Consider the following 15,016-nt stretch of genomic DNA (forward strand, 5'->3'; position numbering starts at 1 on the left):
TTTTTCTCCACTCTCGTAACGAGCTGTTTTAAATCGTCTTGCCGACGGGTTGGCAACAAGCCGCACCATCACAACAAACGGGCATGCTCCAGCACGGGCAAACGGCTGCGTTTCAATTTTTCACCACACCATCAGAGCAAACGGGCGTGTTGCAGCACTGGCATGGTACATTTCAATTCATCGATAAGCCCGGGCTCCATCTGCGCCAGCACAGTGCCGCGCCCAGACTCTTTGCTCGCCAGCACCCGACCCCAGGGGTCGATCACCATGCTGTGGCCCCAGGTCTGGCGCCCTGTCTCGTGAGTGCCGCCCTGATTGGCAGCGACTACGTAGCACTGGTTTTCGATAGCGCGAGCCCGCAGCAGCGGCTCCCAGTGCGCCTCGCCGGTCACGGCGGTAAAGGCGGCGGGTACCAGCAGCACGCGGGCACCGGCACGGGCCAACTGGCGGTAGAGCTCGGGAAAGCGCAAATCATAACAGATCGAGAGGCCGAGGGGACCAAAGGGAGAGTCCACCAACACAGGCGCCTCCCCCGGGCTGAAGGTCTCGGACTCACGGTAGCGACCGTGATTATCCGCCACATCCACGTCGAACAGGTGGATCTTGTGGTAGTGGCCCCTGAGCTCACCGCTGGGGTCAAACACCAGCGAGCTGGTGTGGATATGATCGGAATCTGCGATGGTGGTCGGCATAGCCCCGGCCACCAGCCAGATGCCATAATCGCGGGCCCATTCAGCCAGTTGCTGCTGGAGCGGGCCCTCACCTATGGCCTCGGCCCCATCCAGATAACCCTGCCGTTCGCCAAACAGGGCAAAGTTCTCAGGCAACAGCACCAGTAGCGGCCGCTCTTTGGGCAAGGCCGCCAGCTCGGCGACGATCTGCTCCCGGTTATCCTGCCAGTGACGACCTGATACCAACTGTATTGCGGCTAACCACATGACGTTCTCCTTGTCGCTTGGGCCATCAGACGGTGACAGCATCCCCGGGCTGCAGGGTGTAATCCAGCACTATGATGCGCTCCAGCACCGGGCGGAAGATGGCCTTGAGGGCATCGTGATCCGGGTGGGGCAGATAGCGCTGGCGGGCCGCTTCGTCGGCGAAGGTCATCAGTACGCTGTGGGTAAAGCCACCATCCCTCCCCTCCGGGCTGTCATTCTCCCCCCACTCCACGGCGGTCACGCCGCTGACCTGATGGGGAATGGCGAGAAAAGCGTTACGCACCGCATCTATCTGGGCAGGCTGGGTGCCCGGCTTGAAGGCGATCAGCAGGATATGTCGGATCATGGCTCACTCCTTGTGATGGTGTCGTGCCGCTCGTTCAGCGCTGAGCGGGCCCCGCGTGTTTGGGGCTCAGCAGGAAAGGGGTCACCTCTTGAGTCGGCAGGCCGGGGGCAACGGCGTCAACCGCCTCTTTCTGCTGCTGGTTGAGCTTGATGCGTGCGCGATCTCGCCCCGCCTCGATCAGCTTGGGTGCGTCGAGCGGGCCCGAGATGCGAAAATCGATGCGGGTCACCACATCCACTACCGGCTCCAGCAGTTTGGAGAGGGCCAGCACATAGAGACCCGTGACCGGCGTGATGGAGAAAGCCGCCACCACCGGCAGGGTGCCCCCCAGATTGGGGGAAAAACTCAGCTCGTAGTCGAGCCGCCAGCGCACCAGATCGGCGATCCCCTCGCCGCGCAGGTTGCCTGCCGCCCCCTTCATATAGAAATCATCGTTGCTGACCTGCCCCTGCTTGATGGTGGCAGAGGCGGACATGGATTCGAAGTAGAAGCCCTTGTCGAACACATCGCGAAAATCGAGCCGCAGCTTGCGCAGCAGGGAGTCGAGACTGAGCAGGGAGAGCAGCCGTGCTCCCTTGTCGTTGACCTCCCGCAGGGTGCCACCCTCCAGCTGATAGTTGGCACTTCCCCCCAGAGTCGGCAGGCTCGGGCGATAGGGCACATCCTGCCAGTTCAGATCAAAAGCGAGGGAGCCGGGGGCATCGCCGATGGGCGAGGTGTAGCCGAGCCGCTTGAGCAGCAGCTCGCTGTTGTTGCTGGTCAGCTTGCCACGGGTGCGGGTCTGCATCCGGTTGCCATCGGCCAGCCAGTCGACGCTGCCGGTGAGCTGACTCCCCGCCAGCCGCACATCCAGCCCCTTGAGGGTCACCTTGTTGGCGCCGGGCACCAGCTCCCCTTTCACTTCGCCGAGCGGCAATGCGCCAAAGCGGCAATCGACACAGCTGAATGTCAGCCAGGGGATGGAGGCCATGATGGCATTATCCTGCTTCGCATCGGGATCCGGGCTGAGATCCGAACTCTTGCCGGACCAGTAGATGCGGGCAAACTTGGCATCCACCGGCCGATTGGCCACTACGGGCAGGCGGATCACCCCCATCACATCGGGGCTATCGATCATCACCTCGGTCGCCTGATTGGTCGGCCCCACGGTGAAACGCGCCGCCTTGAGGGTGGCACTGCCGATATAGGCGCGAGCCAGCTGCCCATCCACCCACCACTCCTGTGGCAGGAAGGCGGGGCCGACCACCGCATTGCCGGTCTGGTTCTGCGCTGGCAGCCACTGCTTGAGTCGCGCCAGCCAGCCGCCGACATCGGCCTCCTGCTGGTTGATGGCAAGCAGCATGGGGGCATCGCGCAGCACCCGGGCGCCCGGCTGACCCACATCGACCCGCACCCGGCTGAGATAAGGCACCCCTTCGCCGTAGACCAGCCGGGTCTGCATATCCACATCAGCCCCCAGTACGGCGCGAATGTCGGCGCTGCCATCCCGGCCACGGGCAATCACCTTGAGCGGCAGCCGGCTGGCGCTACTCTTGGCCAGCGGCAGCGGCAGATCCAGCGCCATCCCCTGCAGGTTGGAGTCGAGCGCCAGCTGGAAACTGAACGGCTTGCTGTCGGGCAGGGTCAACCCGAGCTTGCCGCCCCAGTTACTGCGGCCGTTGAGAATGCCGAATGAAGAGATGGCGGCGGGTTGGCGGCGACTATCCCACTGCCCCTTGAAATCGAGGTCGACCTGATAGTGATCCGGATGCTGGCGCCCCTGATAGTCGAGGGTCAGCGGCTGGTTCCACAGGCTCGCCTTGAGGTTGTTGAAACGGGTCTGCTGGTTGTCATATTCAAGCCGCCCCTGCACCTTCTCCAGCGGCAGATCCAGACTGGCGACCCGCACCTTGTTGTTGCTGAAGGTGGCATCGCCGCTCGCCTTGACCTCGCTCTCGCCATCGAGAGGAATATCGAGCTTGACCGATCCTGCCATCGGGCCGCGGATCTCGATCTCTCGCAGCGCCTGACCTACCGAACTGCCCAGCGGAGAGTCCTGCAGGTAGTCGCTGATGGCCTTGCCCTCCCCCTGCACCTTGGCATCCACATAGAGGTGGGCACCGGGGGAGAGATCCGGGATCCAGGCATGCACCGAGTCGGAGCTCGCCTTGCCGAGTTTGGTGGATCGGCTGCGCATATCGAGACCGGCATTCTGGAACAACAGGTCGATCTGCAGGTCGGTGAGCGGTTGCCAACCGGGGAAGAACTCGTAGGTGGCCCGCTCGAGGGGCACAGCCACCTGGAAGATGCCCTTGCCGTTGTCGTAGGGAAAGTCCCTGAACTCGCCATACCAGAGCAGGTCGGCCCCCTTGGCCTTGCCCCCCTTGATGGCGCCGCTCAGGTAATCCACCAGCCCCTTGTCCATCGCCTGCAGCGGGAAGTAGCGATCCGCATGGCCCGCGTTCTTCACATCGATGCGGCCGGTCAGGGCCAGGAAAGGGTGCTCGAACAAATCGAGGCGGAAACGGCTGGCCAGGGTCAGATCCGGGTTATCCAGCGCGATATCCTGCCCGTAGAGCACCCAGCCCTGTTCCTCGCGCCACCAGTCGAGGCGGGCCGAGAAGTGGTCGACCGGGATTGGCTCCTTGAAGTGACGGGCGGGATCCACCTTGTCGTTCGCCAGCGCCAATCTGGCGCTACCGCCGGTCGGGGTAAGCCAGAACTCGCCGTTGAGATCCTGCATCCCGGGTATATCCTGCCACGCCTTGAGGCGCACCTTGCTGAAGCGGCCACTGAGGGAGAGATCCTGCCAATCGGCATTGGCCAGCAGCGTCAGCTCCTGCACCGAACCCTGCGGATTGGTCTGGCGCAGGGTCTCGCAGAGTGTGGGGTAGAGCGCCGAGACCAGCTGACTGATCTGGGTGATCTTGTCGAACTCTATGCTGGGCAGATAGCCCTGCACCCGATCCCCGATCCGCTCCAGCTGCAAGCGGCTCTGCAACCAGGGCTTGCCATCCAGCTTGAAGGTGACGTTATGGCTCGCCAGTTGCCAGTCGGTGCCCTCACGGCGCAGCTGGATCTTGCCGCCATCGAGGCCGAAGCGGTGCATCTCCCCTTTCTTGGGATCCTTCCAGATCAGGTAATTGTTGCCAAACGCCAGCAGGGTATTGCCCAGCTTGCCGCTGTCAAACTCGCTCCAGAGCTGGAAGTCGAGCTGACCGGCAACCTTGGGTTCGCCCGCATGGATTTTGGCCAGGGTCGGGGTGATATCGAGCTGGCGGGCCCCCAGATAGAGTTGCCCCTTGAGGCGATCGAGCCGGGCAGTCGGGGCGTCCACATCCAGAATCAGATCGAGGGTGCTCTCGCCCACCCCGTTGATGAGGTAAGCCTTGCCGACCCCCTGATGGCGCTTGCCACGGTTCTGCCAGCGCAGTTGGGCGATATCGAGCGCCCGCATGTCGCCTAACGCCGTGGTGACGCTGAGACGGGTGTTGTGCACATCGAAGGTAGAGAGCTGGGTCAGCAGAAAGCGCAGCAGGGCGCCCTGCTGGGGATCGCCGGAGGGGCTCTCGTCAGCCGGTTGGCGCAAGTCGATGGTGATATCGCCATCGCTCAGGATCAGCTCGCCAAACACCGGCTTGAGCTCGTTAATGGTGCGCCAGAAGTCGAGATGCACCCAGGCTTTGCCGAGCTGTACGGCAAAACGCCCCGAATCCGGGGCGATGGCGAGTTGCTGCAGTTCGAGGGCGGGCCCGGACTGTGTCCAGTCCAGCCCCACTTGCTCCACGCTGACCTTGAGTTGTGAATTGCCCAGCAGAGTGTGGATCAGACTCTCCCGGTATTGATTCAGCAAAGGGCCCCCGACCCGTACCAAGGTGACCAGCATGGCCATCAGTACGAACAGGACCCCCAGGGCCAACCAGCCCCGACTCAGCCAGCGATAGACCAATTACATCATCACCACGTCGAACTGCTCCTGACCGCAGAGGGGTTCGCTCACTACCCGCACCTGCTTGCCGATGAACACTTCCAGCTCAGCCAGACTGTGGGACTCCTCGCCATGGAGGTAGTCGGCCACGGCCGGGGCTGCGTAGACGGTGAACTGATCCGCATCATAGGCACGATTGACCCGGATGATCTCCCGCAGGATCTCGAAGCAGACCGACTCCACCGTCTTGACCCGGCCGCGCCCCTTGCACTCGGGGCACTCGGAGCAGAGCACATGCTCCAGACTCTCGCGGGTGCGCTTGCGGGTCATCTCCACCAGGCCGAGCTGGGAGAAGCCATTAACGTTGGTCTTGGCGCGATCCTTGGACAACGCCTGCTCCAGGCTGTGCAGCACCCGACGGCGGTGATCTTCCGACTGCATGTCGATGAAGTCGATGATGATGATGCCACCGAGGTTGCGCAGGCGCAGATGGCGGGCGATGGCCGCCGTCGCCTCGACGTTGGTGTTGAAGATGGTCTCTTCCAGATTGCGATGGCCGACAAAGGCGCCGGTGTTGATATCCACCGTGGTCATGGCTTCAGTCTGGTCGATGATGAGGTAGCCGCCGGATTTCAGCTCCACCTTGCGCTCCAGCGCCCGCTGGATCTCGTTCTCCACGTCGTAAAGATCGAAGATGGGCGACTCGCCGGGGTAGTACTCCAGCTTGCTGGCCAGCTCCGGCACGTACTCTTCGGTGAAGCGCTTGAGCTGATCGAAGCTCTGGCGGGAGTCAACGCGGATCTTGTCGAGCTCGGCACCGACGAAGTCGCGCACCACCCGGAATGCCAGGCTGGGATCCTCGTAGAGGATCTTGCAGGGTGGATACTTCTGCTTGCGCTCGAGGATCTTGCGCCACAGACGCTTAAGGAAGGCTGCATCCTGCTCCAGCTCCTGCTCCCCCACCCCTTCGGCGGCGGTGCGAATGATGTAGCCACCCAGCTCGTCCACATAACCGGCCACGGTGCGCTTGAGGCGCTCGCGCTCGGCTTCCGACTCGATACGCTGGGAGACGCCGACGTGGGCACTGCCCGGCATAAAGACCAGATAGCGGGATGGCAGGGTGATGTCGGTGGTGAGACGGGCCCCCTTGGTGCCCAGCGGATCTTTCACCACCTGCACCATGATGTCCTGCCCCTGACGCACCAGCTCGGCGATGTTGCCGACCTGGAACTGCTCCTTCTCCTTCACCGCCACACACTCGGTGTGGGGGACGATATCGGAGGCATGCAAAAAGGCCGCCTTGTCCATGCCGATATCGACGAAGGCCGCCTGCATGCCCGGGAGTACCCGGCTGATCTTGCCTTTGTAGATATTGCCCACGATGCCGCGTTTGGCCTGACGCTCTACATGCACTTCCTGCAGCAGACCGTTTTCGACCAGAGCGACCCGGGTTTCGGAGGGGGTAACGTTAACCAGCAGTTCTACCGACATAAGTAACCTTGCCTGTTCCAGTTTTGAATTCTATAGAGCCAATCCGGTACAACGCGCGCAAGGGAGAAACGCAGCAGAGCACAGCTGACGGGAAATTATTTGAGCTGTTCCAGATGATGCTTGATCAGCAAGTCTGTCTCCAGCAGGGGCAGGCCGACCACGGCGCTATAGCTCCCTTCGATGCGGCTGACAAACTTGCCGGCAATACCCTGAATGCCATAAGCCCCGGCCTTGTCACAGGGCTCACCGGTCTGCCAGTAGGCCTCGATCTCGGCCTCGTCCAGCTTGCGAAACGCCACGTTGGTGGTGACCAGACGCACGTCACAACGATCCTTGCTGGCCAGCGCCACCGCCGTCATCACCTGATGCACTTTGCCGGAGAGGGACTCCAGCATATCTTTGGCATCCAGCAGGTCGGACGGTTTCTCCAGTACCCGGTCGCCCAGCACCACTATGGTGTCGGCACCCAGCACCGGCAACGCCGTCGGCGCACACGCCACGCCCGCCATCGCCTTGTCACGGGCGAGGCGGCAGACATAATCCTGCGCCTTTTCACCCTCTTCCCGCTGCTCGGGCACATCCAGTTTCAGCACCTCGAAGCGGTAGCCAATCTGGGTCAGCAGTTCACGGCGACGGGGAGAAGCCGAGGCGAGATAGAGTTGTGGTTCGTTGTTTTTGTTCATATTTACCTGATATTGAAGCGGCGCCGCACCTTGCGCAGCACCAGAAACACCCAGGGCCATATTAGCATCGTCGTCAACGTCGACCAAAAGTAGGAGAAGTTGAGACTGGCCTGGCTGAACAGATGCTCGGCCCAGAATACCGTCATTTTACCCACCAGCGAGAGGCCACCGATGATCAGCGCCTGCTGCCAGAGGGAGAAGTTGCGGATCTTCTGGAACTGGAAGGCCGCCAGATAGGTGGTGATGGCCATCGCCATCGCCCGCACGCCGAGGGTGCTGCCAAGCAGCACATCCAGCAGCAGGCCCGCCACCCAGGCGGTGCCGACGTTGGTCCGGTGCGGCAAGGCCAGCGCCCAGTAGATGAGCACCATGGCCAGCCAGTCCGGGCGGAAGGGGTCAAATTCAAAAGGAAGCGGCAGGATCGACAGGCTCAAGGCCAGCAGGATCGAGATCCAGATCCAGATCCTGCCGCTGGCGGGTTCTAGCATTAGCGGGTGGCTCCTGCGGCGGACGCAGCGGGAGCCGCCCGTTCGCCATCCTCATCATGTACCTCAGGCTTCTTGTCGGTCCACAGCAGCAGCAGATAACGCAGTCTGTCCAGCTCCACCAGCGGCTTGGCCTCGACCTGGGCGAAGGGCTTGCCTTCCACATACTCGGAGCGGGTCACAGTCGCCACCGGATAGCCTTCCGGGAAACGGCCACCCAGACCCGAGGTAACCAGCAGGTCACCCACCTGAATATCGGTGTTGCGCGGCAGGTTGCGCAGCTCAAGCTTGTCGAGCTCGCCACTGCCGGAGGCAATGGCGCGCAAGTCGTTGCGCAGTACCCGCACCGGAATGCCGTGGCTGGAGTCGGTGATCAGCAGCACGCGACTGGTGGTGGAGCCCACGTGGAGCACCTGACCAATCACACCCTGATCGTTGATCACCGCCTGACCGTTGTAGACGCCATCCAGCGCCCCCTTGTTGATCAGCACCTGATGGCTGAAGGGGTCGGAATCCACCGACAGCAGCTCGGCTACCATCTTGCGGGACTCCTTGTGCACCGGCGAACCCAGCAGCTCACGCAGCCGCTGGTTCTCGTGTTCCAGCTGATCCATTTTGAGCAGACGGGCACGCAGGGTAAACAGCTGTTGCTCCTGCTGTTTGGTCTGCTCGATGAGATCGGCGCGGGTCTGCACCTGGGTCGACATGGTGTCGAGCAGGGTACCCGGCGCATTGGCCATGTATTGCAGGGGACTGACTAACGAACTGAGGTAGACGCGGACGTGGGTAAACACACCGAAGCGGGAATCCGCGACGATGGCAGCGATGGAGATGATGACGGCGAGAAACAACCGTAACTGAAGCGAAGGGCCTCTACCAAAAATGGGTTTCATGGGTCGTCAAAAAAGAGCCGGCACGCTGGCCGGCTTTGGGTCTTATTCGTAGTGGAACAGATCGCCACCGTGCATATCGATCAGCTCCAGCGCCTTGCCGCCGCCACGGGCCACACAGGTGAGGGGATCTTCGGCCACGACGACAGGAATGCCGGTCTCTTCCATCAGCAGACGGTCGATATCTTTCAGCAGTGCGCCACCACCGGTCAGCACCATGCCGCGCTCGGAGATGTCGGAAGCCAGCTCCGGCGGAGACTGCTCCAGCGCCACCATGACGGCAGCCACGATACCGGACAGCGGCTCTTGCAGCGCTTCCAGGATTTCGTTGGAGTTGAGAGTGAAGCTGCGCGGTACACCTTCAGCCAGGTTGCGGCCACGGACTTCAATCTCGCGCACCTCTTCGCCCGGATAGGCGGAGCCGATCTCGTGCTTGATGCGCTCGGCAGTGGCTTCACCGATCAGGCTGCCGTAGTTGCGACGAACGTAGCTGATGATCGCCTCGTCAAACTTGTCGCCACCGATACGGACGGACTGGGAGTAGACCACACCGTTCAGGGAGATGATGGCCACTTCAGTGGTACCACCACCGATATCAACCACCATGGAGCCGGTCGCTTCGGACACCGGCAGGCCGGCACCGATGGCAGCAGCCATAGGCTCGTCGATCAGGTAGACCTCACGGGCACCGGCGCCCAGTGCGGACTCCTTGATGGCGCGACGCTCAACCTGGGTTGAACCGCACGGTACACACACCAGCACGCGCGGGCTGGGGCGGAAATAGTTGTTGTCGTGAACCTGCTTGATGAAGTGCTGCAGCATCTTCTCGGTCACGTAGAAATCGGCGATCACGCCATCTTTCATCGGGCGGATTGCGGAAATGTTGCCCGGGGTACGGCCCAGCATCTGCTTGGCGGCATGACCGACAGCAGCGACCGATTTGGCGTTCCCGCGCTCTTGGCGAATGGCGACAACTGAGGGTTCGTTAAGGACGATCCCTTGATCTTTTACATAGATCAGGGTGTTGGCAGTTCCCAAATCGATCGACAGATCGTTGGAAAAGACGCCTCTGAGCTTTTTGAACATGGCTACGGGAAATCCTAAGAATTTGGAGGTGCAGAAAACCGGCTAACTTTACCAATGCCCACCCCAATGGGCAAGCGCTCAAACTGTCGCCAATCAATCAGGCGCGACAAAAATGCGAGTCATCACTCACTCGCACACGCTTGCAAACACTAATAAACAAGGATTTAGGGGGATGCTGTTGAGCCAACCCCCCTTACACATCAATTACTGCAATACTTCGCGCCGATAAATAATTCTGTCATTACCCCGGCTGGAGCCGAAAATGGCCTCACCTTGCAGGTTGCCGTCATTGGCACTCGTTGGGTCAGACAACCAGAGGGGCTGCGACGGCTGTTTTGCCAATTCGACCTTGTAGGGGATGCGCACCGAGATGTCCGGCTTGGCAAAGTGGAACAGGATCTCCCCATCTTTCGCCAGTGCAGCATCCCCACCCGGTGCCGAACTGCCCAACCCCAGCTTTATCTTGCGACCTGCTCCCAGATTCAGCTCGCGAGTCGCCGCATCAAAGGTGTGACTCGGATTGAGGAAAATGAACCCCTGATTGGCCAAAGAGAGCTGGGTACATTTATCTTCCTTGTTTTGCAGCCAGTTGCCCCCTTCGTAATATTGCATCTGCAGTGGAATGGCCAGCGGCGCCGAGGCCAGGCCGGCCGCCGTACCAGCCTGCAGGCGGCCGTACAACAGCTTTTGAGTACCCAGCAGCACCGCATTACATCCCGATCCGGAACATGTCCCAGCGACAGCAGTATTCATATTTGGATTAGCCAACAGTGTATTGCCGCCATCCTTATCATCGACTTTGATACCAAAGCTCAACGTGGCGAAAGGTGCTTCTGGACTCGCTGCACGATCAAAGCGGGTATTCAGCCCGAAAGGTGACTGCTGATTAACGCTCGCAATACCACTTGCCCAGCTGAGCGAGGGAGATAGTGTAATACGCTTGTCACGCGCGATGCCATCCAAAGCATTAGCCGCCACCATCTCAGCCACACCTTTAGCGAATGCCCCCTTATAGTTCTGTGTCGTCCCTTTCTGCAGATTGCGTGCAGTGAGGACAAAACCGCTGGCAAAGGGCTGGCTCATGTATGTAAAGGCATTGCAGGCAGGCGTGATAAAACCATTACTCAAACTGTAATCCCAGGGTATGAAGCGACCCACCGGCTGGCTCTGGGCTGATGGGATGGTGTAATTGAAGTAGCCATTGGCTGGTGGCGTCGCCGTCATCCGGAACACTCCCACCTCGCTCACAGTCTGGCTAACGTTATTGGCACTGTTGGCCGCAGCCACATGGCTATAGGTGGTAGTACCCAGCGTTGCATTGGTGCCCGGATTGGGTGCCACCAGCGTACTGCCCAGAGCAATATTGGGCAGGGCAAAGTTGGGCGTAGTCTGATTCCCTACGCAGATATCCCCATCATTGGCCGACTCCCAGGCCATCGCCTTGATATCTACCAGGAACGTTTCCCCTGCTTTTTTGAATACTGGACAACTGCTGTCACCAGCCGCGCAGACCCCTTGCGGAGGGGTTATACACAAGCCGACAGGACGTGTCACAAACGTGTCGGACCCCGTCATAACCAGACCTGCCGTCTCACCACTGCCATTATGACTGGCTGAAAGCTGCATCTGACCCGCATCCGGGTAGGTCACTTTTTTCAAGGTCGCTTTACCCTGAGTATCAAAAGTCAGGTTGAGGGTGGTTGGTGTTGGTGAAGAAACACTGCCGGCATAAGTTGCAATGGCGTTGCCATCGATGGAGATCTTGCTACCAAAGCTATTGGTATTTGGATTGTTGTACGTTCCCCAAAAGCCGACAGACCTCACGCCGGTAAATCCGGGCACACATTGCTTGGTAATGTCGTCTTTTTTGACCGCACTGATAGTCACATCCTGAGGCTGGTTGGAATAAGTATCAGGCACATCAAAGAAGAAACCGCTATCGGCAAAGTTCAGGGTACAGGCTGCGGTACTGGGAGTCCCGGCCCCAGCTTTGCACAAGGTTTCACTCAGTGGTTTGACAGCAGGAACGGAATTGTTCACGCCCAACGTCACTTGGGTCTGAGTATTGTTACGCAACAAAACTTTGCCCGTTCCACCGGTAAAGGTCACCGTATTGCCATTCACATTGCTGGCACCAGACAATGGGTACCAACCACCATCCTGGAGACTCTGTGGCAACAAGGAAACAGCAACTTGTTCGGTAATCAGCAGACTGCAATCTGGATTTGCACACGCCTTGATAGTGATCTCTTCCGGATTGCAGGTCAGAGGTTGACCCGAGTACTGCAACTCGAAATGATCTACCTGAACGCCTACCTCTCTTGATTTCAGCGCACATATTTCTACGTTATCGAGTTCGTGAATATTGGTCAGGGCACCTGTAGAACCTGTCAATGACACATAAAAGTCTTGCGGTAATGGACTTTGGCCCAATGCAGGATCCAGCGCATCAAACGAATCGATAAGAGAGGTAAACCCGTTTCCCGTATCACGCTCTACTTTGACCATCGCTCGCCCACTGGTTCGTGAATCAATCGTCAGACGGTAACGATGGTTGGCGCTACCGTTACCATCTACCTTTGGACTCAAGCAACTGGTATTAACATTGGTAGTTCCGTTATTACAGGTGCCTCGCAGATAGTTATATCCGGAAAAATTGGATCCCGAGCCACGCACGACAACCGATTGCGGGCGATAGCCCACACTTCCCCCCCCCCCAAAGGATGAGAAGTTGCCATATTCATCCAAACCAAATCCGAGCCAACCACCAGCAAATCCAGGTGAGTTACTCGGTTGATAATGGCCATAACCCAAGGGCCCCCCAGCAGCACCTGGCTGTGGCGTCACCGACGCGTCAGAAAGCACAACTGTCATGCCATCTGCACCAGTGCTCGTGCCACCATAGGCGTAGTGATTAAATGTCAGCGTCACCAGATTGCCAGCAGCAGGAAATAACCGCTGATAAGTCGCGGAGGTTGCTTGTCCCGTGCTGGCTTGGGTCATCCGTAAACGTCGGTCTGCCGTAATGGATGGTATAAATCCGCCAGCACTCTGCTTGACGGCCCACCTATCACCGAGCGGCTGGGAGAAGTTATCGGTCTCACAAATCAATGTCGAGCCACCACAGGGATGACGTTGACTATATAACTCAGCTATCTGAGAGTCAGACAAGGCCAAACCATAAATAGCAACCTCATCAATTCGTCCATTAAAGCTGCGACTATCGATATAATCGCGGCCAATCTCCAAATTTTGTGTATTTGTTCTTAATGAGTTTGCATCATTACCTTTAACCGTATCAGCGACGCCATTGATATATATTTTTTGACGTTGATTGTTAGCAGCCATTGCATCATAGCGAATGACTATATGGGACCATGTATTTAACGGTATTCTGGTGTTTGTTGTCAGTGTCTGGTTCACGCCAGAACTTCTTTCCCAATACCAGAACACTCTGCCTTGACTATCTAGATGAAACTCATAGTTGCCATCTTTTGACACGATAGAATACAAATTTCCAGCCGATGGCAGACTTACCGGATATACCCAAGCAGAAACAGTTAACTGATTTAAAAATGACAGGCGAGCGTCATGTGGCACTTCAATATATTGATTACTGCTGCCAGTAAACTCACCATAACCACAAGTGCCAAGATTATTCGCGTTTGCAGGTAATGCAGGCGACACAGTATTGGTTTTCGCGCCCCTCATGGCGCGACCATGTAGCACATCAGCAACAGCGTTTTTGACTTCTCCTGCAACACCAGTCCACTTACTCTCTTCAAGCTGATACAAGGCAACAGGTGCCGGGACACAAGCATTTACCGGATTTGACACTGGTAGGCAAGTACCGGTCACAGAGCTATTGTTGACATTCACCACCCCACCGGCATTATTTGTTGCAGCAGTCAGATTGCCATAAACCGTAGAATTGGTAACAGTGATATTATTTGATGTGGTCGAGATAATGACAGGACTTCCCTGAGATCCCAGTTGGCTACCTGTTGCATTAAAAGAGCTAGCCCCAGAGACACTTCCACTAGTCATATTAACTGAGTTGAACGTCACTGGATTATTTGAGCGCATGGTAATATTACCACTATAAGTTCCGCCAGATATCGTCAACGAACTATTTGCACTGATATCTCCTGATAACTGCACATTAGTCACACTGACAGAGTTACTACTACTGGTGATATCTCCCTGAACAACTCCAGAGTTTAGTGACACGTTCCCACTGGTAGTAATACTTCCGTATAAGTAGATATTGTTCAGTGTAATATTTGAGCTACCAGCTAAAACATCACCATATATGGTGTTTTGATATCCTTGGGATACAATTCCACCAAAACTAGCCTTAAGGTTTATTCTACTTGAGGCACTGCCAATCTTGTTATTCGTGAGAGAAATCCCGGCATCTGCACTCAGCGTTGAATCTTGACTAGCGACAATCACATCACCGTCGTTTAATGTTACCTGACCATTACCACCAGTACAGGTGTAAACATTTCCTGACTTTTGCCATGTGGTATTACATGGTGGGTATTGATTGATGGATAAATTATATTGTTGCGCCACAGCTGTACCGCAGAAAAGTAATAAACCAACCAGCCATTTAAAATCCATCACTTTCCTCTCCACTTGTATCATCTGCCGCAATATCGATCGTCAGTACAAAGTGCAGGCGAATGACTTGCACTGAAACAGCGATAACCACTCCAGCCAGAAGTGACTAACACAACCGACATCATCGCCATCACGATTCATGGCGCTCCTCCATCATAAGCTTCGACCATCAGGGTTCGGCTCACGGCAAAATCCGGGTTGGCACTGTTAAGGTCCGAGCTGCCACAGGTTCCGACACTCTCGAGACGATAGCCATTGGTCACAGATCCGTTATAGGTCACCGGCACCGTGGCGCAACGAACCACAGCCTGACAGTTGGTCAGCCCTGGATTGCCGGCAAAGCTCAGTGGGCTGCTTGCCAGACAGACCGCAGGTGGGATCGGTTGGGCAAGCGTGCGCTTGGGGAACAACCGATAGAGAGCCACTTCCAGCCCGCTCTGGGCGGCCAGCAGAGCCCGCACGCTGCGCACCTCCACCGTATTTTTCTCGCCGCTATCGACCAGAAAACGGCCCATGGCAGCCGCCAGCAGTGCCATCACCACAATCACAAACAGGGCGATCATC

At 57.9% G+C, this 15,016-nt stretch carries 10 protein-coding genes; all 10 read right to left on the minus strand.

All coding sequences use genetic code 11. From position 1 onward, the window contains the following. Nucleotides 1-131: 131 nt before the first annotated feature. On the minus strand, nt 132-938 hold the full coding sequence (locus AB5Y73_RS11730; RefSeq protein WP_107682224.1) for a carbon-nitrogen hydrolase family protein: 807 nt from the start codon (nt 936-938) through the stop codon (nt 132-134). Between the two features lie 25 nt (nt 939-963). Continuing rightward, a complete protein-coding gene (locus tag AB5Y73_RS11735) occupies nt 964-1,284 on the minus strand; it encodes a Dabb family protein (protein ID WP_107682225.1) in 321 nt (106 codons plus the stop codon). 34 nt (nt 1,285-1,318) lie between these two features. Then, nucleotides 1,319-5,212, minus strand: coding sequence for a YhdP family protein (locus AB5Y73_RS11740; RefSeq protein ID WP_162895412.1), 3,894 nt, complete (start codon nt 5,210-5,212; stop codon nt 1,319-1,321). Continuing rightward, nucleotides 5,213-6,682, minus strand: a complete 1,470-nt coding sequence (gene rng / locus AB5Y73_RS11745) for a ribonuclease G (protein ID WP_005340056.1) — start codon at nt 6,680-6,682, stop codon at nt 5,213-5,215. Nucleotides 6,683-6,777: 95 nt separating this feature from the next. Continuing rightward, a complete protein-coding gene (locus tag AB5Y73_RS11750; RefSeq protein ID WP_005340055.1) occupies nt 6,778-7,365 on the minus strand; it encodes a nucleoside triphosphate pyrophosphatase in 588 nt (195 codons plus the stop codon). Nucleotides 7,366-7,367: 2 nt separating this feature from the next. After that, complete coding sequence (gene mreD / locus AB5Y73_RS11755; RefSeq protein ID WP_005340054.1) at nt 7,368-7,853, minus strand: rod shape-determining protein MreD; 486 nt, start codon at nt 7,851-7,853, stop codon at nt 7,368-7,370. After that, on the minus strand, nt 7,853-8,743 hold the full coding sequence (gene mreC / locus AB5Y73_RS11760; RefSeq protein WP_005340053.1) for a rod shape-determining protein MreC: 891 nt from the start codon (nt 8,741-8,743) through the stop codon (nt 7,853-7,855). Before mreC ends, mreD begins: the two co-directional genes overlap by 1 nt. Nucleotides 8,744-8,785: 42 nt before the next feature. Further along, nucleotides 8,786-9,826: a rod shape-determining protein gene (locus AB5Y73_RS11765; RefSeq protein ID WP_005340051.1), complete on the minus strand. Its 1,041-nt coding sequence runs from the start codon at nt 9,824-9,826 to the stop codon at nt 8,786-8,788. A gap of 204 nt (nt 9,827-10,030) precedes the next feature. Continuing rightward, the gene (locus AB5Y73_RS11770) at nt 10,031-14,452 is read right to left on the minus strand and encodes a DUF6701 domain-containing protein (RefSeq protein WP_185900091.1); all 4,422 of its coding nucleotides are present in this window, start codon (nt 14,450-14,452) and stop codon (nt 10,031-10,033) included. Between the two features lie 137 nt (nt 14,453-14,589). Next, nucleotides 14,590-15,015 carry an MSHA biogenesis protein MshP gene (locus tag AB5Y73_RS11775; RefSeq protein WP_107682265.1) on the minus strand — a complete coding sequence of 142 codons (426 nt, stop codon included), beginning with the start codon at nt 15,013-15,015 and terminating at the stop codon, nt 14,590-14,592. Nucleotide 15,016: the final 1 nt, after the last annotated feature.

Origin of the sequence: Aeromonas sp. s7(2024), assembly GCF_040907825.1 — a bacterium.
Taxonomy (GTDB): domain Bacteria; phylum Pseudomonadota; class Gammaproteobacteria; order Enterobacterales; family Aeromonadaceae; genus Aeromonas; species Aeromonas veronii.